At 43.8% G+C, this 23,927-nt stretch carries 24 protein-coding genes; 8 read left to right on the top strand and 16 right to left on the bottom strand.

Going from position 1 to position 23,927, the window contains the following annotated elements; all coding sequences use genetic code 11:
- The first annotated feature begins 107 nt into the window (after positions 1 to 107).
- From C1G53_RS08465 to C1G53_RS08445, 5 genes are all read left to right on the top strand, one after another.
- The gene (locus C1G53_RS08465; protein ID WP_105118376.1) at positions 108 to 1,553 is read left to right on the top strand and encodes a UDP-N-acetylmuramoyl-L-alanyl-D-glutamate--L-lysine ligase; all 1,446 of its coding nucleotides are present in this window, start codon (positions 108 to 110) and stop codon (positions 1,551 to 1,553) included.
- Between the two features lie 128 nt (positions 1,554 to 1,681).
- Entirely contained in the window at positions 1,682 to 2,494 is an 813-nt protein-coding gene (locus C1G53_RS08460) for an ABC transporter ATP-binding protein (RefSeq protein WP_105118375.1), read from the top strand.
- Positions 2,491 to 3,405, top strand: a complete 915-nt coding sequence (locus C1G53_RS08455; protein ID WP_105118374.1) for an iron-hydroxamate ABC transporter substrate-binding protein — start codon at positions 2,491 to 2,493, stop codon at positions 3,403 to 3,405. The genes C1G53_RS08460 and C1G53_RS08455 overlap by 4 nt, the downstream gene beginning before the upstream one ends.
- A 13-nt stretch (positions 3,406 to 3,418) precedes the next feature.
- Positions 3,419 to 4,468: a FecCD family ABC transporter permease gene (locus C1G53_RS08450; protein ID WP_105118373.1), complete on the top strand. Its 1,050-nt coding sequence runs from the start codon at positions 3,419 to 3,421 to the stop codon at positions 4,466 to 4,468.
- On the top strand, positions 4,465 to 5,442 hold the full coding sequence (locus C1G53_RS08445; protein WP_105118372.1) for a FecCD family ABC transporter permease: 978 nt from the start codon (positions 4,465 to 4,467) through the stop codon (positions 5,440 to 5,442). Before C1G53_RS08450 ends, C1G53_RS08445 begins: the two co-directional genes overlap by 4 nt.
- A 16-nt stretch (positions 5,443 to 5,458) precedes the next feature.
- Here the strand turns inward: C1G53_RS08445 and C1G53_RS08440 are convergent, their stop codons facing one another.
- On the bottom strand, positions 5,459 to 5,941 hold the full coding sequence (locus C1G53_RS08440; protein WP_105118371.1) for a glutathione peroxidase: 483 nt from the start codon (positions 5,939 to 5,941) through the stop codon (positions 5,459 to 5,461).
- A gap of 13 nt (positions 5,942 to 5,954) precedes the next feature.
- Positions 5,955 to 6,671 (bottom strand): pseudouridine synthase, encoded by a 717-nt coding sequence (locus tag C1G53_RS08435; protein ID WP_105118370.1) that lies wholly within the window; start codon positions 6,669 to 6,671, stop codon positions 5,955 to 5,957.
- A 121-nt stretch (positions 6,672 to 6,792) separates the two neighbouring features.
- Here C1G53_RS08435 and C1G53_RS08430 point away from each other — a divergent pair, with 121 nt between their 5' ends.
- Positions 6,793 to 7,755 (top strand): glutathione S-transferase family protein, encoded by a 963-nt coding sequence (locus tag C1G53_RS08430; RefSeq protein ID WP_105118369.1) that lies wholly within the window; start codon positions 6,793 to 6,795, stop codon positions 7,753 to 7,755.
- Between the two features lie 533 nt (positions 7,756 to 8,288).
- On the opposite strand, the gene C1G53_RS08425 is transcribed toward C1G53_RS08430, so the two are convergent.
- Positions 8,289 to 8,993: a glucosamine-6-phosphate deaminase gene (locus tag C1G53_RS08425; RefSeq protein WP_105118368.1), complete on the bottom strand. Its 705-nt coding sequence runs from the start codon at positions 8,991 to 8,993 to the stop codon at positions 8,289 to 8,291.
- 389 nt (positions 8,994 to 9,382) lie between these two features.
- On the opposite strand from C1G53_RS08425, the gene queA reads away from it, so the two are divergent.
- On the top strand, positions 9,383 to 10,411 hold the full coding sequence (queA, locus tag C1G53_RS08420) for a tRNA preQ1(34) S-adenosylmethionine ribosyltransferase-isomerase QueA (RefSeq protein WP_105118367.1): 1,029 nt from the start codon (positions 9,383 to 9,385) through the stop codon (positions 10,409 to 10,411).
- Between the two features lie 83 nt (positions 10,412 to 10,494).
- Complete coding sequence (locus C1G53_RS08415) at positions 10,495 to 10,968, top strand: arginine repressor (RefSeq protein ID WP_105118366.1); 474 nt, start codon at positions 10,495 to 10,497, stop codon at positions 10,966 to 10,968.
- Between the two features lie 57 nt (positions 10,969 to 11,025).
- Here C1G53_RS08415 and C1G53_RS08410 read toward each other — a convergent pair whose 3' ends face one another.
- From C1G53_RS08410 to asnS, 13 genes are all read right to left on the bottom strand, one after another.
- Complete coding sequence (locus tag C1G53_RS08410) at positions 11,026 to 12,366, bottom strand: dipeptidase (protein ID WP_105118365.1); 1,341 nt, start codon at positions 12,364 to 12,366, stop codon at positions 11,026 to 11,028.
- Between the two features lie 115 nt (positions 12,367 to 12,481).
- Complete coding sequence (locus C1G53_RS08405; protein WP_105118364.1) at positions 12,482 to 13,984, bottom strand: YfcC family protein; 1,503 nt, start codon at positions 13,982 to 13,984, stop codon at positions 12,482 to 12,484.
- A 252-nt stretch (positions 13,985 to 14,236) separates the two neighbouring features.
- Positions 14,237 to 15,184 carry a carbamate kinase gene (arcC, locus tag C1G53_RS08400; RefSeq protein ID WP_105118363.1) on the bottom strand — a complete coding sequence of 316 codons (948 nt, stop codon included), beginning with the start codon at positions 15,182 to 15,184 and terminating at the stop codon, positions 14,237 to 14,239.
- Between the two features lie 101 nt (positions 15,185 to 15,285).
- A complete protein-coding gene (gene argF, locus C1G53_RS08395; protein ID WP_105118362.1) occupies positions 15,286 to 16,299 on the bottom strand; it encodes an ornithine carbamoyltransferase in 1,014 nt (337 codons plus the stop codon).
- 39 nt (positions 16,300 to 16,338) lie between these two features.
- Positions 16,339 to 17,571 carry an arginine deiminase gene (arcA, locus tag C1G53_RS08390; protein WP_192873118.1) on the bottom strand — a complete coding sequence of 411 codons (1,233 nt, stop codon included), beginning with the start codon at positions 17,569 to 17,571 and terminating at the stop codon, positions 16,339 to 16,341.
- A gap of 253 nt (positions 17,572 to 17,824) precedes the next feature.
- Entirely contained in the window at positions 17,825 to 18,520 is a 696-nt protein-coding gene (locus C1G53_RS08385) for a Crp/Fnr family transcriptional regulator (protein ID WP_105118360.1), read from the bottom strand.
- A 119-nt stretch (positions 18,521 to 18,639) separates the two neighbouring features.
- Complete coding sequence (whiA, locus tag C1G53_RS08380) at positions 18,640 to 19,551, bottom strand: DNA-binding protein WhiA (RefSeq protein ID WP_105118359.1); 912 nt, start codon at positions 19,549 to 19,551, stop codon at positions 18,640 to 18,642.
- The gene (locus C1G53_RS08375; protein ID WP_105118358.1) at positions 19,548 to 20,522 is read right to left on the bottom strand and encodes a YvcK family protein; all 975 of its coding nucleotides are present in this window, start codon (positions 20,520 to 20,522) and stop codon (positions 19,548 to 19,550) included. Before C1G53_RS08375 ends, whiA begins: the two co-directional genes overlap by 4 nt.
- On the bottom strand, positions 20,519 to 21,406 hold the full coding sequence (rapZ, locus tag C1G53_RS08370; protein WP_105118357.1) for an RNase adapter RapZ: 888 nt from the start codon (positions 21,404 to 21,406) through the stop codon (positions 20,519 to 20,521). Before rapZ ends, C1G53_RS08375 begins: the two co-directional genes overlap by 4 nt.
- Before the next feature lie 20 nt (positions 21,407 to 21,426).
- Positions 21,427 to 21,804 carry a RidA family protein gene (locus C1G53_RS08365; RefSeq protein ID WP_105118356.1) on the bottom strand — a complete coding sequence of 126 codons (378 nt, stop codon included), beginning with the start codon at positions 21,802 to 21,804 and terminating at the stop codon, positions 21,427 to 21,429.
- A gap of 179 nt (positions 21,805 to 21,983) precedes the next feature.
- Positions 21,984 to 22,253, bottom strand: coding sequence for a type II toxin-antitoxin system RelE family toxin (locus tag C1G53_RS08360; RefSeq protein ID WP_105118355.1), 270 nt, complete (start codon positions 22,251 to 22,253; stop codon positions 21,984 to 21,986).
- Positions 22,243 to 22,470 (bottom strand): type II toxin-antitoxin system RelB family antitoxin, encoded by a 228-nt coding sequence (relB, locus tag C1G53_RS08355; RefSeq protein ID WP_105118354.1) that lies wholly within the window; start codon positions 22,468 to 22,470, stop codon positions 22,243 to 22,245. The genes C1G53_RS08360 and relB overlap by 11 nt, the downstream gene beginning before the upstream one ends.
- Before the next feature lie 109 nt (positions 22,471 to 22,579).
- On the bottom strand, positions 22,580 to 23,926 hold the full coding sequence (gene asnS, locus C1G53_RS08350; RefSeq protein ID WP_105118353.1) for an asparagine--tRNA ligase: 1,347 nt from the start codon (positions 23,924 to 23,926) through the stop codon (positions 22,580 to 22,582).
- Between the last annotated feature and the right edge of the window lies 1 nt (position 23,927).

The following is a 23,927-nucleotide window of genomic DNA, read 5'->3' as shown; positions in this document are numbered from 1 at the left end:
TTTACTTTAGAAAGAAATATCACATTCATTCAACTTTGCTATCAAAATGCCTACTAATTACATAGCCCATACTTGTCAAATATCTTCGATAGGTTTACAATAGTAACATGATTACAATTGAACGTGTATTAGAAATCTTAAAGGCGGATGCTAACTTCCGTCAAATTAGTCATCAAGAACAGACTGATAGCTCTTGGACGGATGTCCAGTTTGACGCCCTCAGTTATGACAGCCGTAAGGTTGGTCCAACGACCCTCTTTTTTGCCAAAGGCTTGGCTTTTAAGAAGGAATTTCTGGAAAAGGCTATTGAGGCTGGACTGGCTTTTTATGTGTCTGAAATCGACTACGAAGTCAGCATTCCTGCTATCATCGTCCATGACATCAAGCAGGCCATGAGCCTGATTGCTATGGAGTTTCATGGTCATCCCCAGAAAAAGCTCAAACTCCTGGCCTTCACCGGCACCAAGGGCAAGACAACGGCGGCTTATTTTGCTTTTAACATCCTAAAAATCAACCACAAGCCTGCCATGCTTTCGACCATGAACACCACGCTGGACGGTAAGACCTTCTTCAAGTCTGCCCTGACTACGCCTGAAAGCCTGGACCTCTTTGCTATGATGGCGGAGGCAGTTCAAAACGGCATGACCCACTTGATTATGGAGGTGTCCAGCCAGGCCTATCTGGTCAAGCGGGTTTACGGGCTCACCTTTGATGTCGGCGTTTTTCTCAATATCAGCCCCGACCACATCGGTCCCATTGAGCATCCAACTTTTGAGGACTATTTCTACCACAAGCGTCTGTTGATGGACAATAGCAGAGCAGTCATTGTCAATGCTGGAATGGACCATTTTGAAGTCGTGAAAGAGCAAGTCAGCTCCAAAGACCATGACTTTTATGGACCAGCTTCTGACAATGAAATCACTCAGTCAGCAGGTTTTGACTTCACAGCAACCGGAAAATTAGCTGCCCATTACGACATCCAGCTTATCGGTGGCTTCAACCAGGAAAATGCCATCGCAGCTGGACTGGCCTGTCTTCGTTTGGGAGCAAGTCTGGAAGATATTCACACAGGAATTGCCCAAACCAATGTCCCTGGCCGTATGGAAGTCCTGACCCAGCAAAATGGTGCCAAGGTCTTCGTAGATTACGCCCATAACGGCGATAGTGTGAAAAAGTTAATCGACGTCGTTTTGGAACACCAGACAGGCAAGGTTATTCTGATTTTAGGGGCTCCTGGTAACAAGGGAGAAAGTCGCCGCAAGGACTTCGGTCTTTTGCTCAATGACTATCCGCAGATTGAAGTTATCTTGACAGCTGATGATCCCAACCGTGAAGACCCTGCAGCAATTGCCCAGCAAATTCGTGCCCACATGAACCGTCCAAGCGACCTTATCTTGGACAGGGAAGAAGCTATCCGTAGGGCTATGAGCCAGACGACTTCTTCTCAAGATGCTGTCATCATTGCCGGTAAGGGAGCCGATGCCTACCAGATTGTCAATGGTGAAAAAGCTGCTTACGATGGCGATTTAGAAGTGGCAAAACGTTATCTTTAATGAGAATCCTTGTCCTATTGACAGGGATTTTTTATAACCATTCTTATTAAATTAAAATTGTCAGAAAACTCTTTGTTTCCCCCGATAACTATGATATAATAGACATCAATGTGAGTAAAGGAGGACTTATGGTCACCATCTCAGCCAAGGATTTAGAACTTTCTTATGGACAAAAAACTGTTCTATCCGAGCTGTCCATTGAAATTCCGAGTGGAAAAATAAGTAGTATTATCGGTCCCAATGGGTGCGGAAAATCTACGCTATTAAAGGCTCTCAGCCGTATCTTGCCTGCGGACAAGGGAATGGTTTATCTGGATGGAAAACTCATCCAAGAACTGCCAACTAAGGAAGTAGCCAAGCGATTAGCCCTACTCCCACAGGTCCAGGAAAATCTAGACGGTATCAGTGTCTATGACCTAGTGTCCTATGGACGCTTTCCCCATCAAAATGCCTTTGGTCGCCTTACTGATTTGGATAGAGAGAAGATTGCGTGGGCTTTAACAGAAACGCAGACCATGGCATTCGCCCACACTCCTCTCCAATCCCTTTCAGGTGGGCAACGGCAACGAGTTTGGATAGCCATGGCGCTAGCCCAGGATACAGATATCATCCTTCTAGATGAACCGACAACCTATCTGGATATGCACCATCAGTTAGAAGTTCTTGAGTTGTTACAAAGGCTCAATCGGGATAATGGCAAAACCATTGTCATGGTTCTCCATGATCTCAACCATGCCGCCCGTTTTTCTGACTACATCATTGCCATGAAAGACGGACACATTCTGCAAGAAGGAAGTCCAGAAGAAGTCATAACGGTTGAACACCTGCGCCAATTATTTGCTATTGAAGCAGATATTTTACCAGCCAGCCACTTTGGTTATCCAATTTTAGCTACCTATACTCACGCAAAACCTTCTACAAAAAATAAGGAGTTCCCATGAAAAAGTTTTTACTTTCCCTTAGTCTTGTTTTTTCAGTCCTTGTCTTGACTGCCTGCTCTGCTATTTCCCAAAAGGAAAACCAGACTAGCCTATCCACTATGCCAACTATCGAGGGTGTTACCTACTATGGTGATGTGCCAGCTCAGCCTAAAAAGGTTGTCAGTCTCAATTTTGCCAACACTGGTTATCTCTTGCAGCTGGGCTTTGATGTGGTCGGTGCGACTTCCTACGACTTGGAAAATCCAGCCTTCTCTGAAAAACTCAAAGGAGCTACTGCTGTTACCAGCGAGGATTTGGAAGCCATCGCTGCGCTGGAACCAGACCTTATCGTGACTGGCTCAACCGATGAAAAAATCGAACAACTTGCTGAAATTGCACCAACTATTTCCCTCGAATACGGCAAGCACTCCTATGCTGAAACCTTGTCAGTCTTTGGTCAAATCTTTGGTCAAGAAACTGCGGTTGAAAAATGGCAAACTACTTGGAAAGAAAGTGTAGCAAGCGCTGCAAAGGAAATCAAGGAAAAAACTGGGGATACAGCAAGCTTTACTATCATGGGCTACCTTGGTCAAGACCTCTACCTCTTCGGTAATAACTGGGGACGTGGTGGGGAGATTATCTACCAAGAACTCGGCTTTACAGCTCCACAAAAAGTCAAAGATGAGGTATTTGGACCTGGTTTTCTAGCTGTTTCCCAAGAAGTATTGCCTGACTATGCAGGCGACTACATCATCTTGGCTGTCGAAGACGAAAGTGTTGCAGCTGGTCTATTAAATAGTGATGTTTGGAAAAACCTCCCAGCTGTTCAAAACAACCGTGTTATCAAGGTAGATAGCAAGACCTTCTACTTCAATGACCCGATTTCACTTGAGTACCAACTGAAGGTTCTCAAAGAGGCTATCACAAAATAAGGATTGATTCTCTATGTTTTTTAAACACTTGGAGAGAAAAAATGGGGAAGAGGTTACGGCTGGCTTCAAGGCTAGTCTGTCACCTATCCCTCTTTTTTTCCTTCTTCTCTTCATACTCTTATTGGGTTCCTACTGGGGCTTTCGTTTGGGGGCTATTTCCTATACTCATGACCAAATTCTCTCCGTCTTAAAAGCACCTTTGAAGCAGTCTGAACTTCAAGATGTTCTGATTGATTTGCGCCTACCCCGCATACTGGCGGCTGGCTTGGTTGGAGCTAGTCTAGCAACTTCTGGAAGCATTATGCAGGCTGTGACACGCAATCGCTTGGCGGACCCTGGACTACTGGGAATTCCTGCTGGTGCTGGGCTCTTTCTGATTTTGAAAATGGTCTTCCTGCCACATTCTTCTGAACTCCTCAGTATTCTGGCCTGCTTGTTAGGAGCTGGCTTAACGGCCTGCTTGGTTATTTTTTTCAGCCGGCAAAATAAGTACAGCAATAGTCCACTACATTTGATTTTGGCTGGAATAATGGTTACCGCCGTCGTGCAAGCCTTGGGACAAGGAATGGCCTTATTATACGACTTATCCAATCACATCATCGGACTAGAGGCAGGTAGCCTGACCTCGATAAGTTGGCACAGTCTATTGTGGATTGCACCGCTTATTCTACTGGCGCTCCTTCTGGCACAAGTCTTTGCCCATTCCTTGACCATTCTCAGTTTGGACGATACGGTGGCCAGGGCCTTGGGACAAAACACGCAGAAAATGACCCTCTTCTTCCTGGCCATAGTTGTCCTCTTATCTGCTTCTTCCGTTGCCCTGGTCGGTTCCCTCTCCTTTATCGGCTTGATTATCCCCAATCTCTTGACCTCTCTACTTCCCAAAGATTACCGTTATATCCTGCCATTTTCATCCTTGGCTGGTGCTGGTTTTCTCGTTTGGTTGGATTTGATTAGTCGAACTCTCCATCCACCTTATGAAACTCCCCTGTCCAGTCTAATTAGCTTTGTTGGTCTACCAATCTTTCTCTGGCTCATTCGAAAGGGGGAATGGCAAGCATGAAGAAAAAAGCTATCTTTCTCTTCCTCTCACTCTTGCTCATCAGTTTGTCCTGTTTGTCCCTCATTATTGGCTACAGTAAATTAGGACTGACCGACCTGTTGACTACCATGAGTGGACAAGCTAGCTCCGCTACCCAGTTGATTTTTTGGAAAATCCGTCTGCCACGCCTGATGGTTTCCATTCTTGCTGGCGGTGCTCTGGCAATCAGCGGACATCTTTTTCAAACCCTCACTCGAAATCCCTTGGCAGACTCTGGTATCCTCGGTGTCAATGCTGGTGCTGGACTTCTACTAACCCTCGCACTTACTTGGAATATTTCTTTCCAACTTTCTCAGCCACTTCTGGCTTTAGCTGGCGGATTTTTAGCTACTGGCCTGGTTTATCTACTGGCCTATAAAAAAGGACAAGGGTTAGAACCAACACGCCTGGTCCTAACGGGTGTTGGTCTGGCTAGCTTGTTTTCAAGTAGCATGGTTAGCCTCATGGTTCGGTTTGACCGCTACAAGTTAGATAGTATTATAGGCTGGTTGTCGGGAAGATATGTTGGAGATGATTGGCAGACCATCAGCCTTGTCGGTCCTGGCTTACTTGTCCTCTGCCTGTTTAGTTTTATCCGCTTCTCCAGACTAAATATTCTGCAACTAGAAGCCGATCTGGGAATTGGCCTGGGCCTAAATCGACAAAAAGAAAGCATCCTCGTCTTAATCTTAGCCACAAGCCTAGCCAGCCTTAGCTCGCTCCTGGTAGGCAATACTGCCTTTATCGGCCTCTTGGCCAGTCATTTGGCCAAACAATTGGTCGGCAAACAGCATCAGTATAGTCTGCCTCTTTCCTTTCTAATCGGTAGCATCTTGCTCATCATAGCCGACATTATCGCACGGTCCCTACTGGTTGGCACCGGTATTCCAACTGGCTTGGTCGTTACTCTTGTTGGCGCTCCTTATTTTCTCTTATTGCTTAAAAAAGAAGGCTAGATTGTTTCCAGCCTTCTTATTCTTTTGCCAAATAATGTTCAATATCCGCTTTCAATCGTAGCGGGCTAGTCGTTGGTAAATAGCGTTTGACCACGCGTCCCTGTCTATCCACCAAAAACTTAGTAAAATTCCATTCTATGCGACCACCTAATAAGGTCCTTTTCTCTTTTTTCAGATAACGATAGAGCGGACTAGCATCGGGACCGTTTACAGCAATCTTTGCAAAACGTGGAAAATTTGTCCCATAATTCAACCTGCAGGTCTGATTGATTTCCTCCGCAGAGCCTGGTGCCTGCTCTAAAAATTGATTACAGGGAAAATCCAATACGACAAACCCCTGGTCTTTATAGGTGTCATATAGGTCCTGTAATTCCTTATATTGAGGAGCCAGACCACAACCTGTTGCCGTATTGACAATCAATAAAACCTGTCCCTGAAAGTCACTCATGGCCTGGTCTGTCCCATCTTGTTTTTCCACCCTAAACTTGTAGATACTCATGATAAGCACCTCCTTAATCAAAATAGGTTAATACATGCTGGATCTCATCTGAAGTAAGCTCACGGTAAGCTCCACATTCCAAATCCCCCAATTCAAATCCGCCAAAGGCCATGCGTTTGAGATAGGTGACCTTGACACCATAGGCTAAAAACATCTTCTTGACCTGATGAAACTTGCCTTCTGCCAACTGGATGGTCGCTCTGCTATGTCCCAAAGAAACCTCTAAAATGGTCAGCTCCGCTGGCTGACACCGAGTACCATCCAAGAAGGTGACGCCCGAGGCAAAAAAGGTTTGTGCGTCTGACCCCAAGGGTCCATTGACTTCCACATAGTAGACCTTATCGACATGGTGGCTGGGGTGGAGCATACGATAACCCAATGGACCGTTGTTGGTCACGAGAACCAGTCCCTCCGTATCTCTGTCCAAGCGCCCAACTGGATAAAGACCTTCCCTTCGGTCCTGAGGAGCAATTAGATCAATGACAGTTTCATGCTCCTTGTCGGTCACAGCCGATACCACTCCTCTTGGCTTATGGAGTAGATAATAGACCGAGCCTTCTAGCTCAACCATTTTTCCCGATACCTGTATATCTTGTAAGTCAGGATCAACGATCTGACTAAGACTACGAGCCGACTGTCCATCTATCCTGATTTGCTGGGCCTTAAATAATTTCTTGACTTGCTTGCGCGAACCAATTTGGGCCTTTTCTAAACACTTATCCAATCTCATACAACTATTCTAGCATAAATCATTTGGCTTGACTTTATTGGGAAATGTTTTATAATACTAATTAGTGATATATACAAAAATCTGTTTAATGGATTTTCTATTTTTGATAAAGGAGAATAGTATGGGACTTTTACAAGATGGCAAATGGGTAGATCAATGGTATGATACCAAATCAACAGGTGGCAAGTTTGTCCGGACTGTCACGCAATTTCGCAACTGGATTACGCCAGATGGACAGGCTGGTCCAACAGGAAAAGGCGGTTTCAAGGCCGAGTCTGGTCGCTACCACCTCTATATTTCTCTAGCTTGTCCATGGGCTAGTCGGACCTTGATTATGCGAAAATTGAAGGGCTTGGAAGACCATATTTCCTTGTCTGTCGTTCATCCCCTTATGTTAGAAAATGGCTGGACATTCGAAGATGGTCCAGGTGTTATCAAGGATCCCCTCTTTAACAGCGACTATCTCTATCAGGTCTATTTGAAGGCTGACCCAACTTACTCTGGTCGGGTGACGGTGCCTGTACTTTGGGACAAAGAAACCAATACCATTGTCAGCAACGAATCCGCAGAAATTATGCGCATGTTCAATACCGCTTTCAATGACATTACAGGTAATCATGACGACTACTATCCAGAACACCTGCAAGCTGAGATTGATGCCATGAATGATTTTGTTTATCCCAACATCAACAATGGAGTCTACAAGGCTGGATTTTCAACCAATCAGAAAGTCTATGAAAAAGAAGTCAAAAACCTCTTTGCTGCCTTGGACAAACTAGAAGAGCATTTGGCTGATAAGGACTATCTGGTGGGCAACCAGCTGACAGAGGCTGACCTGCGTCTCTTTACCACCTTGGTACGTTTTGACCCTGTTTACTTTGGACATTTCAAATGCAATATCAAGGCTTTGGTTGACTATCCAAACTTGTGGAATTACACCAAGCGGATTTACAACCATGCTGGCATTGCAGAAACGGTTGACTTTGACCATATCAAGCAGCACTACTACGGCAGTCACAAGACCATCAATCCTACTGGCATCGTTCCTGTAGGACCCGACTTGGACTGGACGCTTGAAAACTAAGAACAAATGTGTTCACTAACCGAGCTTAAAAATTCAGAAAACTAAGCATAAGAAAAATACCCACGGTGGTCGCCATGGGTATTTTTTGTGCTTGCTCAAGGCACTCAGGCTAAGTGACGGTCATTTAGTTTACTTTTAGTACGAGGCAACGAGCTGAAGGTTGCTTGTACTGTCGATTGATAGTACAAGGTTGTAGATATTACTTGCGAAGCAAGTTACTTATGCAAGGTACGGCCAAGCGAGTTAACAAAGTAATAAAAGGAAAAATAAATGATTGATTGTCGCATTTGTTTTGCCACTTACAAATTAGCCACTCCGCAATTCGTTCTGCTGCTTGGCTGACTATCAAGGGTAGCAAAACAAGTTTCAGAAAACTATCTGCATAAGTTTTCACCTCCCAACTTGCGCTGTTTAGTGAATGTGACTTAGACAGTAGGCCATAGCTATTCGATCAGACTACAAAAATAGACCCACCGAAAAGGCATTAACATGAAGTTTTCAGCGGGTTCATTCATATAAAGTGGTTTTGTCTATTATGCTAATTTACTTGCTGCCGCTTCATCGATAATAAGGACAACATCTTCATGGTTTTGAAGGACGCTTGCTGGAACTTGCTCCGTCACTGGTCCTTCCACTGTCGCCTTAATGGCGTCAGCTTTTTCAGGACCATAGGCCATGAGAACAATGGTTTTGGCAGATAGGATGTTAGCAATACCCATCGAGATAGCTTGTTTTGGAACATCTTCTGGATTTTCAAAGAAGCGGGCGTTGGCTTCGATGGTTGATGGCGCCAAATCGACAACGCGGGCAATTCCGTCAAAAGAAGCACCTGGTTCGTTAAAGCCGATGTGACCATTCCGACCAATTCCAAGGATTTGGAAATCAACTGGATGGTTTTCCAAGATGGCATTGTAACGCTCCAACTCCGCATCAAGATCAGCAGCCAGACCATTTGGTAAATAGTTTTCCTTGAATGGTTTGGCATTAAAGAGATGTTCTTTCATAAAATAAACATAGGATTGGTCACTGTCTTCACCTAAGCCGACATACTCATCTAAGTTAACTGATGTCACCTCAGAAAAGTCCAAGTCACTCTCACGAATCTGTTTATAAAATTCGATTGGGCTAGAACCTGTTGCCAAGCCAAGAACTTGCGCACCAGCTGCTAATTTCTGTTTGAGAATATCAAAGGCAATAGCTGCCCCTTCCACTTGGTTCTTAACGATATGAACTTTCATTCTTATTTCTCCTTTTTTGGTATAGACCGATTTTATAATTCTATTATATGGTATAGACCGATTTTATAATTCTATTATATGGTATAGACCAATTTTTGTCAAGCCTTTCACATTATATTTTTTACCAATATTAGTATAATAAATTAGAAAATTATTGCTAACTCTTTCTCGTCCACCAAGACTTAGGAATACAACTATGGTATAATGAAAGTATGACAAATGTACTTATATACCTATTCTTTCTCGGTATTCTGAATTGCCTGGCAGGCTATCTCATCACCAATTCGAGAACACTAAAAATAATCTTTTTCTCAATTGGTCTGCCCTTGTTATTGCTTCCATTTGGCCTGCTCGTCTATTTTTTAATACTAATTTAAACAGGAGAACACATGAATACCGCAGATTTTGATTTTGAATTACCTGAAGAACTGATTGCCCAAGTCCCACTTGAGAAGCGTGACAGCTCTCGCCTACTCATCCTCGACCACCAAAAGAAAACCATGGTCGACAGCCACTTCGACCACATCATTGACCAGCTAAACCCTGGTGATGCTCTGGTCATGAACAACACGCGCGTGCTCCCTGCTCGCCTCTACGGATACAAGCCAGAAACCAATGGCCATGTGGAGCTATTACTGTTGAAAAATACCCAAGGTGACCAGTGGGAAGTCCTTGCTAAGCCAGCCAAACGCCTGAAAGTCGGTACCACGGTTGCCTTTGGTGATGGAAGATTGACAGCCACTATCATTGAAGAATTGGAACACGGTGGACGAATTGTTGAGTTCACCTATGATGGTATTTTCCTTGAAGTTTTGGAAAGCTTAGGCGAAATGCCCCTTCCGCCTTACATTCACGAGAAATTGGAAGACCGCGAGCGCTATCAAACTGTCTATGCCAAAGAAAACGGCTCTGCCGCAGCCCCAACTGCTGGACTGCATTTCACCCAAGAATTACTTGAGAAGATTGAGGCAAAGGGAGTGAAATTAGTTTATCTAACCCTTCATGTCGGTCTTGGCACCTTCCGACCTGTTTCGGTCGACAATCTTGATGAACATGAAATGCATTCGGAATTTTACACCCTATCTGCTGAAGCAGCCCAGACCCTCAATCAAGTCAAGGCTGCAGGCGGTCGGATTGTAGCAGTGGGGACAACATCTATTCGAACCTTAGAAACGATTGGGAATAAGTTTGATGGTCGCTTAGAAGCTGATGCTGGCTGGACAAATATTTTCATCAAGCCAGGCTATGAATTCCGCATCGTTGATGCCTTTTCAACCAATTTCCACCTACCCAAATCAACTCTGGTCATGCTGGTATCTGCCTTTGCTGGCCGAGAATTTGTCTTAGAAGCCTATAAACACGCTGTTGAAGAAGGCTACCGCTTCTTCAGTTTTGGAGATGCTATGTTTCTTCAATAGCGACACTTTCCTTGTCCATGGCCAATCCAGTCAAGACTTTCTGCTGAATTTTCCGTGTACAACCATATTTGTAGGAGGTTCCTATGAACAAGATTGAAAGTCGTCACCAATTGATTTTGTCCTTGGTTATGGAGAAAAAAATCCATACCCAACAAGAACTACAAGAACTCCTCAATTTGAACGGTGTAACTGTCACCCAGTCAACCCTATCCCGCGACATCAAGATGCTCAATTTGGTCAAGGTCAATGAAGACGATTCTTCTCATTATGTCATCAACCCCATTGCTCCAAGTCGCTGGGAAAAACGCCTTCGGCTCTATATGGAAGATGCCTTGGTCATGCTCAAGCCTGTTCAGCATCAGGTCATCTTGAAAGCCCTGCCTGGTCTGGCCAATTCCTTTGGCTCTATTTTGGATGCAATGGAAATCCCTGAAATCATCGCGACAGTTTGTGGCGATGATGTCTGCTTGATTATCTGTGAGGATAATGAAAGTGCCCAGTCTTGTTTTGAGTACCTCAAACAGTATGCCCCTCCTTTCTTCTTTAGCAAGGCTTGATTAAAAAGCTGTCAGATAGAAAAAGTTCTCAGACCAAACAATCTGAGAACTTTTCTTTTATTCAGCAGCCAAACGATAAATAGCTTCCGCGTAAATGTCCATTGTTTTGTACAAATCTTCCAATGGCATGCGTTCATTTTCCTGGTGTTCCGTCTGTTCTGTGTCAGGGAAACAAGCTCCAAAGGCCACACAGTTTGGCATAGTTCGAGCAAAAGTCGCTCCCCCTGATGAAATTGGCTGACTGACTATATCACCAGTCTTATCCTGATAAACCGACATCAGTGTCGATACCAACTGGCTATCCAGTGGGACATACAGTGCTGCCAAGTAGTCATATTCTTCATAGGTCAGACCACATTCCTGAGCCTTGGCTTGTAAGGTTTCCACTAATTTTTCCTTGTCAGCTGTGACTGGTATGCGAATGTCCAAACGAATTTCTGATTTCTTGGCATTGATGGTCAGACCTGCAATATTGAAACTCAAGGTACCTGACGGTTCATCAGTTACATCGCCAAACAGCTTGAAGCCTGTGGCATCTTCTCCAATAGCATTGACAATAAAGTTTAAAGTCGGATGGTCTTCAAATTTGTCCAAGGCCTTAGCCAAACGTACGATGGCATTGACACCCTCTGCCGCATCCTTGGCGTGCCGAGAAATACCCAGAACGGTCACCTGATCATCATTGCTTTCATAATCAAAGCCCAGCTGGTCCAACTCTGCCATGACCCCAGCTAATAAGTGGCCTGAATAGCTAGCCTTAGCAGGTACAACATTATAGGCAGTTCCCGCTTCGATACTCAGACAAGGGTGGCCTGGTCCATGCAATTTGGCTTGTAACAAGCCTTTTTCCGCATATGTCAAGGGGAAGGAGGAATCTGGTGCAAAGCCCATGGTCGCTACTTCTTCTAGTTGATTGTAGCGGTTCATGCAGCGCCAAAGTGTTTCTTCATCGGTACCAAAAATAAAGCGAATGCGTTTGGTAAAAGTGACACCTGCATCCATCAAAGCCTTGACCGCAAAGAGAGCTGCCATAGATGGTCCCTTATCGTCTTGGACACCGCGACCAATCAGGAAGCCATCTTTTACGACTGCTTCAAAAGGCGGTGTGTTCCATTGCTTGAGATCACCAGCTGGTACGACATCCAAATGACAGAGAACAGCCAGCAAGTCTTTCCCTTGACCAATTTCTGCATAGCCATAATAGCCTTCTGGATCCAGATAGGTAGTAAAGCCCATCTTCTCCGTCATGGCTAAGGTGTGTTCCAAGACATCCTGAATAGCCTGACCAAATGGTGTTTGGTTTTGACCTTCATGCAGGACAGATGGAAAAGCAACCAAATCTTTAATAGCCTGGACACACTCTTCCTGATGAGTAGTTTGAATAAAACTTGTTTCCATTGTTACTCCTTTCAACAGATTAAAATATAGTTCTTTCTGTTTTCATTCTATCACAAATGGAAAAACTGAGCCAGATTTCATCTGTATTTGGACAAAATCCGACCCAGAATTTCAATTAGAAGAATGTCGCAATGACAAGTATAGCAATTGATGCAAGAACGATAGCCGCAATCAATTTACCTACAAATTTATACCAAGTTCCGATTTCAACACGACCAAGTGCCAAAGCACCCATTACAATACCTGAGGTTGGTGCAACTAAGTTCAGTACACCAGAAGCAGCTTGGAAGGCTGTGATAATCAAGTGAGCTGGCACATTGACAAATTCTCCAAGAGGTGCCATGATACCCATGGATGCCCCTGCAAGACCAGATGTGGATGGAATCAAGAAGGACATTGGCAGGTAGAAGAGATAGGTCAAGATGATGAAGACTTGTGAAGACAAACCTTGCAAGCCAACTTCACCCCAGTGTAGAATAGTCGCCGTAATCATACCGTCATTCATGATGACTTGAATACCACGCGCCACCGCACAGATAAGGGCAACACTGAGCAAGTCCGCCGCACCATTCATAAAGGCCTTGACCAGACGCGCTTCGTCCATGCCATAAACAATACCGACCAAGACACCTGCTACTGCAAAGAGCATAGCTCCTTCAGGGAAATACCACCAGCCAAATGGATAGGCTGAACTACCAATCACTTGACCGATTCCTGGCAGACCAAGCAACCAGGTATTAAAATCTGCAAAGACAGAAACACCCAAGTCTTCCCAAGGAATAAAGCTACAAATCATGACAACAAAAGTCAAGACGAAGACCCAAAGAACACGTTTTTGAGCAGGCGTTAAGACAGCATTGACTTCTTCAGATGTGTTGACATTGAAGTGAGCCATATCTGCTTCACGTTGTTTGTAAACCAGGGATTTAGTTGGGTCGTTTTTCACTTTTTCAGCATAGTTGGCAACGAACCACACACCCAGGCCCAAAATAACGATAAAGAAGATAATCCGCCATATCATACCATCTGCCAAGGAAACCCCTGCTGCATCCGAAGCCACACCTGTCGCAAATGGGTTGACAGTCGAAGCCAAACAGCCGATTTGAGAACCCAGCAAGATAATGGCAACACCTGTAATACTATCAAAACCAACTGCCATCATAACAGGAACTAAGAGTGGGAAGAAGGCCATGGTTTCCTCACCCATACCATAGGTAGAACCACCCAAGGCAAACAAAGGCATGAGGATGTAAATCAACATTTTCTCGCGGCCCTTGAAGCGTTTCACAATGGAGGCAATCCCCACATCAAGCGCACCGGTTTCATTGACCACGCCTAAGAAAGAGCCAACCATCAGAATAAAGAAGGCAACGTCGATAGCCTTGCTAGTATCACCATGCCCCAACATAGCCCGAACTGGCGCCATCACAATATCCCAAATTCCCTGCGGATTTTGAGCCACTGCTTGGTAAGTGCCTGTAATATATTTTCCAGCTTCATCTTTTTCATACTGACCAGCTGGAATAACCCATGTCATAACTGCCATAAAGGCAATAATGAGCATCAAAATAGAATATGATGAAGGCATCTTAAAGCCTTTTTTCACTTTTTCGCTCATCGCAAAAACCTCCTATAATATTTTTTTAGTGAAATTATATCCACAATGACCTTATCAAATATCCACCTATCTTCAAGAGATTGCCATCTCTTTCAGAGTATCGTCTGAAAACATTGCTTATAGATAGATACTTGATAGAATGAATGGAAGGGGGAGGACCTTGAAAATCTAAAGGGATATACTTATTGGTCAGCCATTTTCTCTAACCATCCATTTCTTCCCTACTCCCCAAATCCATCAATAAAAGAACTCTTACTCTTTCACAATAATCGTACCGCTATCAGATTCAATCAAGGCTCCTAAGTTTTCAAGCGAAGTAATGACTGCTTTTGATTGCGGTTTATGGTTTACAAATGCAATGGCTGCTTCTACTTTCGGAAGCATTGAACCAGGTGCGAATTGGTTTTGTTTGATGTATTCTTCCAATTCAGCTACGGTAACAGTTTCTAATTTTTCTTGGTCCGGTTTGTTGTAGTTAACAAAGACATAGTCTACGCCTGTCAAGACAATAAATAGGTCTGCATCAACCAATTCTGCCAAACATTGGGAAGCAAAGTCCTTATCGATAACTGCTTCCACGCCGGTAAGAGTACCGTCTGCTTCTTGGACTACTGGAATACCTCCACCACCAGCAGCTACGACAACTTCACCTGCATTGAGAAGGGTACGAATGGTACCTATTTCCTTAATACCTACTGGTTTTGGCGAAGCCACGACTTTACGCCAGCCACGACCAGCATCTTCTTTAAAGGTTGCGCCAGTCTTTTCAGCTTCTGCTTTGGCTTCTTCCTCTGTGTAGAATGGTCCGATAGGTTTGGTCAAATTCTCAAAGGCTGGGTCATTTTTATCAACAATAACCTGGGTAACGACGGAAGCTACATCCTTTTCAATGCCTTCCTTGATCAATTCATTTTCCAAGGCATTTTGTAACCAGAAACCAATAGATCCTTCTGTCATAGCGACCAAGCTATCCAGTGGAAAAGCTGGGTTCTTTTCTGAATCAGCTGCCAGGTTTTGGAGCAAGAGGTTTCCGACTTGAGGACCATTACCATGCGTGATGATCAAGTCGTCACCATTTTTGATTAGTTTAACAAGGTGCTTGGCAGTTTGTACCAAGGCTTCCTTTTGGGCTTTAGCCGATGGGTCGGAAGATAAAATAGCATTGCCACCCAAGGCTACTACAATTTTACGATTGGTCATATCTTATGTTTTCGCCTCTCTTTCAGTTAGAAATCGCTTACATTTTCAACTCCATAAAAGGGGGCCGGGTACAAGCCCCCAGGAGGTGCGATGACTAGATTTTACACACGTGGAACAAATGGATCCCCCAAAGTCGCTGCCATAACCGCTTTAATTGTGTGCATACGGTTTTCAGCCTGGTCGAAGTGACGAGCATACTTGCTGCGAAATACTTCGTCTGTTACTTCCATTTCTTCTACGCCGAATTTTTCAGCAACATCTTTACCATAAACAGTATTTGTATCATGGAAGGCAGGTAAGCAGTGTAGGAAGATAAGATTGTCGTTTTCTGCTTTTTTCACCAATTCCATATTCACTTGGTATGGTTTCAAGAGGGCAACGCGTTCTGCGAATTTGTCTTCCTCACCCATGGATACCCAAACGTCTGTATAGAGAACATCTGCTCCTTTGACTGCTTCATCAGCATTGTCAGTAATGAGAACACGTGCTCCGCTTTCTTTGGCAAAGCCTTCTGCCAATGCCACTACTGTTTCATCAGGGAAGAGTTCTTTTGGTGAGAAGATATGAACATTGACACCCAGGATGGCACCTGTTACCAACAGTGAGTTGGCAACGTTGTTACGGCCATCACCACAATAAACCAAGGTCAAACCTTCCAATTTGCCAAAGTTTTCTTTGACAGTCAAGTAGTCAGCCAACATTTGAGTTGGGTGCCATGCATCTGTCAACCCATTCCATACTGGCACACCAGAGAATTCTGCCAATTCTTCTACCATTTTTTGACTGAAACCACGGAATTCAATGCCATCGAACATACGTCCCAAAACCTTAGCTGTATCTTCAGTCGATTCTTTCTTGCCAAGCTGGATGTCATTGGCACCAAGATATTCTGGATGGGCACCAAGGTCAATGGAGGCTACTGTGAAGGCGGCACGGGTACGAGTGGATGTTTTTTCAAACAAGAGAGCAATGTTTTTACCTTCCAAGTAGCGATGAGGAATGTTGCGTTTTTTCAAATCTTTCAAATGTGCTGAAAAATCAATCAACCATTCTAACTCTGCACGAGTAAAATCTTTTTCTGCAAGGAAGTGTCTGCCTTTAAAAATGTTTGTCATTGTTTTTCTCCTATGTTTCTGTTTAACTCATTCCTCTTCTTAGAGGTCTTCCCGTTCAAATGGCATAGACATACAACGTGGTCCACCACGACCGCGTACCAATTCGCTTCCGCTGACCTTAATCAAACGAAGACCCTTAGATTCCAAAATAGCATTGGTAATGGTATTGCGTTTGTATACCACAACCACACCTGGTGCAATGGTCAGGGTATTGGAGCCATCATTCCACTGCTCACGACCTGCTGCAACGATATTATCACCACCACAACGGATGAGCTCAACTTTTTCTAAACCTAAATTGCTAGCCAGAACTTCTGCCAAATCCCCATGTTCTTCTTCGATATGGAGGGTTTCATTTTCATAGGTCACAGAGAAGACACGGAGGGTTCCTTCTATTTCAGGGTGAATAGTAAACTTGTCATAATCCACCATGGTAAAGACAGTATCCAAGTGCATAAACTTGCGACTGTTTGCAAACTCAAAGGCTAAAACTTTCTTGAAGCCAACGCCCCGTTCAAAAATATTAACTAATAGTTTTTCGATAGAGGCAGCATCTGTCCGTTGGGAAATACCCACTGCCAACAAATCTTTGGAAAGAATTAACTCATCTCCACCTTCTATACGAGTCGTCTCATCACGGTTATAAACCAAAGGAACCTTTCCAGCATAGTCTGGGTGATAGGTGAAGATATACTTACCGTAGAGGGTTTCACGGTTGCGGGTTTCAGCATACATATGGTTGAGTGATACCGCATTACCAACGGTTGCAAATGGATCCCTTGTGAAGTAAAGGTTCGGCATTGGATCAATGGCAAATGGGTAGGATGATTCGACCAAATCTGTCAACCCTTTTTCATCAGCTGGAACCGGTGGCAGTTCTGCCTTTTGAACACCAGCCATGGTTTTTTCTACTAACTCCTTGTTATCCTCAATAGCTAGCAAGAGCTTACGAATAGCTTTCTTAGTAGCTCGCCCACGGATATTTGCTTCATCAAGATACTCATCGATAAATTGCTCACGAATTTCAGGTGTTACCAGTGATTCAGCGACCAATTGCTCCAGATAGAGCACCTCAACTCCTTCGTCACGAAGGGCTTGCGCAAAGGCATCGTGTTCCCTCTGAGCATCTTCTAGGAAGGGAATATCATCAAATAATAAACGCTCCAAGTGGTCAGGCATCAAGTTCTCGATTTCCTTACCTGGCCTATGTAGCATAACTTTTTTCAGTTTACCAATTTCTGAAAACACATGGATTGGATGATGTGACATGATCTGTCCTCCTAATATTTTTTTCTTTGATTGGAAATGTTAGTGGACCGTACGCTTTCCACCCTTTCCTTGACACCCACAGTCTATCAAAGAAACAAAGCCAAAACTTGAAAAGGTTCACATTTTTTTGAGAAATTCATCACATTTTTTAAAGGATTTTTAGATAAATATTTATAATATTGCCTATCTTATGCATATTATCTCTCTACATATCATTATGTGAATTTTTATTTTTTGTAAAAAAAGAACGAAAACTTCAATAAGTTTCCGTTAAATTGGCTAGAAAATATTCAATATCTAGATAGGTCAGAATTTTTCGCCTATAGATAATCTTTTTATCCTGCTTTAATTGCTTGAGAACATGGCTAACTGTTTCCCTTGTCGTTGCGGCCAGGCGGGCAATTTCTTGAATATGTATATCAAAGGGCAGACTTACCAACTGTTCCCGTTGACACATATCCCAATAAAGAAGGGCCAGAGCCTGCACAACTCGCTCCGAAGCCTTGGACCGCATACTATTACGCAGGCGCAGTTCCTGAAAGGCTAGAATTTTCGATAATTTTTGACAAATATAGACCAGCTGACAAGGATTTGTCTTGGACATACTCTCAAATAAAGCCATAGGGATGATCAAACACTCCAAGTCTGTCATGGCAATAGCCGTATAGTGATAGGGCTTATCTTGAAACATATCCCCAAAAGGAAATGCTCCACCCTGTCGGATATAGTCCAGATAGGTAAAACTATCTGTTTCATCATACTGCTCAATTCTGGCATAGCCCTTCTGCAAGACAAATAAATAATCCCTGGGATCTTGGGCATAGAAAAATATCTGCCCTTTGGGAACCTTTCGAAAGCGGATATGCTTGGCCAGCTGGTCAAAGCTATCTCGGGTAAGGTTTTCAAAGGTTGGATGCTTCCTAAGATAGCTATACTGCTCACGGCTGATCATTTTCAAGCTCCTTTATCAATCATTCTCCTATGATTATAACATATATTAACTTATAAGACGAATGATTATAAGCAAATCTACAACAGAAAAACCAGCTCAAAAGAACTGGTTCGAAAAAACTATAAATCATCCGCAATCTTATTGATTTTCCGCAGTCGATGATTAACCCCACTCTTGGTAATGGGAACTGTCAAACTATCTGCTAACTGCTGTATCGAATAATCGGGATGTTGGATACGGAGTTGGGCAATCTCTTGCAGGTCACCAGTTAGCTGATCCAAACCAATGCTATCCATAATCTTGATGATATTGTTGATAGTCTTCATGCTAGCGTTTACAGTTTTAGCAATGTTAGCCGTTTCTGCGTTGTTGGCACGGTTGAGGTCATTTCTGGCTTCTCGTAAAAGCTTGATATCCTCAAATTCTGTCTTGGCTTCCTCAGCACCAATCACCAAGAGAAAGTCCATAATATCTTCTGCCCGTTGCAGATAGGTAATGGTTCCCTTGCTTCGTTCAATAACCTTAGCATCCAAGAGAAATTTTTGTAACAAATTAGCCAAGTCATGGGCATGATCGCTATAAACAGAGGCAATTTCTAGTTGATACCGACCTTTTTCAGGATCCTTAACAGAACCTGCCGCCAAGAATGCACCGCGAAGATAAGCCTGACTCCAAGAATCATTTTCAAGAACAAGAGGCGAAATCCCAGTTTCGAGTCCAAAGAAACTATCTGCCAAATACAAATCATTCAAAATGTCGTTGACTCCATCCTCAATGACTACCGCATAAACACGGTTCTTTTTGAGATTGGGCTTCTGGTGGTGACGAATTTCAGCTTTGACTTGGTAAAAATGCAGGAGCAATTCGTAAATATGTCTGGCAATTTTGGCATTTTCCGTAGAGATAGATAAGGTCAAGCCTGTTGAAGCCAGCCCCAGACTTCCTGATAATTTGATAATGGCTGAAAGCTCACTCTTATTTTGACTGGACTGTATCAAGAGTTCTTCTTTAACTTTTATGGTAAAACTCATGACCGCACCTGCAAAATCTTAAGCAACTCTTCTACCACTAAATCACCATCGTGGAAAGCTCCGCCATTTTCCAAACGAAGAAAGTTTGAGGAAATCACACGGCGAGCTTGTTCTTGCAAACCAGCAAAATCATGCTTGACCTGAACCAAGTATTCGTCAAACTGGTGGGTGTTCATGTAGTCTTGCGGAACGGGTTCGCTGTTAACCAAAACAGTATCAATGAACTTTTCGCCCAGATGACCATTCAAGACGGTCACATGGTCAGCATCTGAGAAAAACTCGGTTTCACCACGCTGGGTCATAATATTGCAGACATAGGTCACCTCAGCCTTGGTTTCCTTCAGAGCTTTCCCAAGATCTGAAATCATGAGATTGGGCAGAATGGAAGTAAAGAGTGAACCAGGTCCCAAGACCACCATGTCACTCTCCATAATAGCCTCGACCACCTGACGACTGGCCTTAGGCTCATCATTATTGTAGGAATTGGTCACATAGACATGGCCAATCATGCCCTTATGTTTGGCAATCTTGCTCTCACCCGACACCTCAGTACCATCTGTAAATACAGCATGGAGGGTCAAGGCATGTTCACTAGAAGGGTAAATCCGACCAGTCGTATGGAAAAATCGAGTTAGCAGCCGCATAGCATTATAGGTCGAGCCCTGCATCTCCGAAATTCCAGCGATAATCAGATTACCTAAAGGATGCCCGGCCAAGGCACCATCCGTTTCTGCAAAGCGATACTGGAAGATCTGCTCATACAACTTGGGCATATCTGACATGGCTAAGAGGACATTACGCAAATCTCCTGGGGGCGTCACCTGCAGAGCTTGACGAATTTCACCTGAGGAACCCCCATCATCTGCTACCGTCACAATCGCCGTAATATCAACATCCTTGTCCCGCAAACTCTTCAAAATGACTGGAATTCCCGTTCCGCCACCAATCACTGTAATCTTTGGTTTTCTCATGAGCGGTTGACCGTTTCCTTCCTTCTGTCCTTGTCGCGATGGCTACGATTGACAATCCAGTTTTTCTCCAAATCATCTGCCAAGCGTTTGGCAAAAGCAACGCTTCTATGTTGACCGCCCGTGCAACCAACAGCAATGGTCAGTACAGACTTGCCTTCCTTCTGATAACCTGGCAGAATTGGCTCAATCAAGCCGATAAGGTGGCTGTAAAATTCTTCAGATTCCTGGTGGGCCATGACATAGTCAAAGACAGGAGCATCCAGACCAGTCAGATTGCGTAATTCTTTCTGATAATAAGGATTTGGCAAGAAACGCACATCAAAAACCAAGTCCGCATCCAGAGGCAGACCATATTTGAAACCAAAGGACATGACTTCCACACGGAAGGATGGTTGATTGTCCTGACTAGCAAATTGCTCAGAAATGGCCATCCGCAGATTACGCGGTGTCAATTCTGTCGTATCAATGACATTCTGGCTCATATTTTTCAGAGGTGCCAAGAGCTCACGCTCAAGCTGTATCCCGTCCAAAACCCGACCATCTGCTGCAAGCGGATGCGAACGTCGAGTTTCCTTATAGCGAGCAACCAATTCGCTATCTGTCGCATCCAAAAACAAGACCTTGAAATCCAAATCTTCTGCAGATTCAATCTCATCTAAGACTTCTCGAATTTCCGAAAAGAAAGACCTGCTCCGCATATCCACCACCAAGGCAATCTTATTGTTGTCTTGGCTGTAGCGAATCAATTCTAAAAATTTTGGCAAGAGGGTCGGTGGCATATTGTCAATGGTAAAATAGCCCAAATCCTCAAAGGACTGGATAGCTACTGTCTTACCAGCTCCCGACATCCCTGTCACAATAACTAAGTGGAGTTTATCTGCCATGACATTCCCTCCTTTTCTCTTTAATCAATAACTGCGATCACTTCAATCTCAACCTTAACATCACGTGGCAAGCGCGCCACTTCTACCGCTGAGCGAGCTGGGAAATCTGATGAAAAGGCTGTTTTATAAACTTCGTTAAAAGCCACGAAGTCATTCATATCCTTGAGGAAACAAGTTGTTTTCACCACATGGTCAAAATCTGTACCAGCCGCTTCCAAAATCGCAGCAATATTTTTCAAGACCTGTTCTGTCTGTTCTTGAATAGTTTCTCCCACAACTTCACCCGTTTCTGGTGACAAGGGAACCTGACCAGAAGCAAAGAGGAAATTTCCTACAACCTTACCTTGTACGTATGGGCCGATAGCTGCGGGTGCCTTATCTGTATGAATGGTTTTCATCTGTTCATCTCCTTTATTCTTTCTAAGTCTATTATAGCATACTAGAGAGCGAAAATGAGCTTGTCATCACCTCCTAGCAAAGCAAAATCTACACAACTTATCAAACAAGCACATTGACACAAGAAAACAGACCACATGTGTAGTCTGCTTATGTATCTCTATCCTAGTTTCCTAGGACCTTACTTTTTATAAATTTCTTTACGATGCCCAACTTCAAGAGCTAAAATGACCATTTTATTGTCAATGATATCACAAATCACACGGTAATTTCCTACTCGATACCGCCACAGACCCTTGTACTCTCCGACCAAGGCTTTTCCAAACTGTCTAGGATTTTCCAAACCATCCAAACGTTTTTTCAAATCCTTAGCAAGCATCAGTCCCACATGCCTGTCCATTTTTTTCAACTGCTTCAAAGCATCATCGCTGAGAACAAGTTTATAGGCCATCTTCTAACTCCACAAGCACATCATCTATCGAATGAGTTACTGGATTTTCTTGGAATTTCTTCAAAGCCTTGATGCCAATCTCATAATCCAGCTGGTCTTCAATCTGTTCCGCCAGTGCAGATTTGAATAACTCAGACAAACTTTTTCCCGTATGAATAGCATAGCTTCTAAAAAGTTCCTCTTCTGCTTCATTTAATCGCAGGGATACAATACCCATTATTCCACCTACTTTCTTAGTGTAATACATTGTAAAACAATTATTCGGAAATGTCAACTAAAAGAAAACAGACCACATCTGTAGTCTGTTTGTATATCTATTGATTTGCTTACGGATGCAAGCGGTGCAACATACGTGGGAACGGGATGGCTTCACGGATGTGTTTTGTACCAGCAACGAAGGTCACCATACGCTCAATACCGATACCGAAACCACCGTGCGGTACGGAACCGTACTTACGAAGGTCAAGGTAGAATTCATATTCTGACTTGTCCATGCCAAGCTCGTCCATCTTGGCTACCAAGGCATCGTAGTTGTCTTCACGCATAGAACCACCGATGATTTCACCGTAGCCTTCTGGCGCCAAAAGGTCCGCACAAAGCACACGCTCTGGATTGCCAGGAACTGGCTTCATGTAGAAGGCCTTGAAGCTTGCTGGATAGTTGACAACGAAAGTCGGTACACCAAAGAAGTTTGAAATCCAAGTTTCATGTGGTGAGCCAAAATCATCTCCATGCTCGATGTGTTCGTAGTCTGTATCCTCATCAGCCTCATGCTCTTGCAGAAGGGTAATGGCATCATCATAAGCCACACGTTTGAATGGTTCTGCAATGTAGCGTTTGAGAGCATCCACATCACGCTCAAGAGTTTCCAAGGCTTGTGGAGCACGGTCAATCACACCTTGGATCAAGGCTTTGACATAGGCTTCTTGCAAGTCAAGTGACTCTTCATGGCAGAGGAAGGAATACTCGGCATCCATCATCCAGAACTCCGTCAAGTGACGGCGAGTTTTTGATTTTTCCGCACGGAAAACAGGGCCGAAGTCGAAAACACGACCAAGAGCCATAGCACCAGCTTCCAGGTAAAGCTGACCTGATTGGCTAAGGTAGGCAGGTTGACCAAAGTAGTCCGTTTCGAACAATTCTGTCGAATCTTCTGCCGCATTTCCTGACAAGATTGGGCTATCAAACTTGATAAAGCCGTTCTTTTCAAAGAATTCATAAGTCGCATAGATGATGGCGTTACGGATTTGCTGGATAGCGACCTGCTTACGTGAACGCAACCAGAGGTGACGGTTGTCCATAAGGAAGTCTGTTCCGTGTTCTTTCGGTGTGATTGGATAATCTTGTGACTCACCAATCACTTCAAGGTCTGTCACATCCAACTCATAACCAAACTTAGAACGCTCATCTTCCTTGACAATCCCTGTCACATAGACAGACGTTTCTTGGCTGAGGCGTTTTGCTACATCGAACTTCTCCGCACCAACTTCTTCACCAAATTTTTCAATGAAGTTTGGCTTGAAAGCAACCGCTTGGAAGAAGGCTGTTCCGTCACGCAACTGTAAGAAAGCCAATTTGCCCTTGCCTGACTTGTTGGCAACCCAGGCACCGATGGTCACTTCTTGACCGACATAGTCTTTTACTTGGTTAATGGTAATCAATTTTCTAGACATT

The sequence above is a fragment of the Streptococcus suis genome (assembly GCF_002960445.1).
Classification (GTDB): Bacteria; Bacillota; Bacilli; order Lactobacillales; family Streptococcaceae; genus Streptococcus; species Streptococcus hyiners.
This window is presented reverse-complemented; position numbering and strand designations above follow the sequence as displayed.